The organism is Dysgonomonas sp. 520 (assembly GCF_010501095.1).
In the GTDB taxonomy this organism is placed as follows: Bacteria; Bacteroidota; Bacteroidia; order Bacteroidales; family Dysgonomonadaceae; genus QVMP01.
This window is the reverse complement of sequence record NZ_QVMP01000060.1, coordinates 1-1,348: the sequence shown is the minus strand read 5'-3', so window position 1 is coordinate 1,348 and position 1,348 is coordinate 1. Positions and strand designations below refer to the sequence as shown.

At 27.7% G+C, this 1,348-nt stretch carries 2 protein-coding genes; one reads left to right on the top strand and one right to left on the bottom strand.

Features of this window, described 5'->3' with window-relative positions:
- Nucleotides 1-273 (bottom strand): AbiH family protein (locus D0T56_RS16665; protein ID WP_221412373.1); only part of this gene is annotated, 273 nt, incomplete at its 3' end.
- A gap of 356 nt (nucleotides 274-629) precedes the next feature.
- On the opposite strand from D0T56_RS16665, the gene D0T56_RS16515 reads away from it, so the two are divergent.
- A complete protein-coding gene (locus tag D0T56_RS16515; RefSeq protein ID WP_163321266.1) occupies nucleotides 630-1,310 on the top strand; it encodes a hypothetical protein in 681 nt (226 codons plus the stop codon).
- Nucleotides 1,311-1,348 lie beyond the last annotated feature (38 nt).

The window sequence follows — 1,348 nt, the reverse complement described above, 5'->3', positions numbered from 1 at the left end:
TCTAATTCTAGCTTTTGTCCCATACAATGATTTCTTAAAAGAAGCAACTTGTTCTTCTATACCTTTTATTGAATATTCTGTATTCTTTGATACAATATGCGCTAATGTTTGGACATCGGTAGAAAAATGTATGCATTCATCTTCATAAACCTTTCGAGTATCATGAACTTTATTTATAATATTTCCCCAATAATTCTCAATGAAATTTCTATAACTTGTTGGCAATCCGTGTGCTAAGTCGAATCCATTACCAATAAGGACAATTCTATTCATATTTTATAGATATTTTACTGTCAAAGTTAAACTTATTATGAAAACAGTCAAATTGATGAGGCTATGAAGAATTTGTTATAGGAACTTTTTATTAGAAATATTTTCATCTGATATTTTCATATATAAATTGATGGTGGAGATATACCAATATTTATTCGTAGTGCATTTAGATAAACCAAAAAAATGCTCTTTTTGATGAATTCCTATAAAATTCTACGGTTTTAACTTCAATCCTATTTTACAATAATTGGACAATATCTATTTTCATCTTAAATAGATGAATAAAAATTGTCTTTCTTTTTCATCCTTTATTAGGGTTATTTTAGTTAATTTGCAACCCAATTAAAATAAATCTTATGCAACCTTGGACTAAAGAAATCATTACCAAAGCTATAAAAGCAAACAAATCTATTAAAATAGTAGATACTATTGACGAAGTTGAAAAATATTGTAATCAAAAGATGTATGCAATAGAGAAAAATTCTCCAATATTAAAAGGGCTAATTCAAGAGGGAGTTTTCCCAATAGATCAGAGATTCTTGAAATTACAAAAAGGCTACTATTATATCATAAACATTATATCTCAAAGCATAGAGATCAAATCTGAATCCAAAATATTGAATATTGGTATTGTGGCATATAAAGATGCTGAAAATAGCGAATATTGGAATAAACTTTATCAAGTCAAATTAGATCCATTATTCAATTTTGTTTCTGAACGAAAATTTACTAATGCATACAATCCTCATGAACTAATCGGTAGAACTATTTGTATTGAAAGTTTTAACCTAAATGAAGAGAAAAAGTCATATGAAGTTGTTTGGTATGATTTGCAATCACAAGAGAAGTATATAGCCAAATTGGAAGAGATTTATACCGAACAGATGAATGCTATGGAAGATGCAATGGAAGAAAAATACATGAATTCGGAAGTTTATTATCTGGCTCAATGGGAATCTGAACAAGAAGAAGACTATCTTGATGAAGACAACTATCAAGATGATTTTATAGATTTTGAAGTAGTACTGATGCGTTAAAAATTTGAATTAAATAAATCCAATTGCTCTTTGACATT

Bases quoted from the DNA above. Each gene is read 5' to 3' on its own strand.
- D0T56_RS16515 (WP_163321266.1), top strand. From the start codon at position 630: ATGCAACCTTGGACTAAAGAAATCATTACCAAAGCTATAAAAGCAAAC.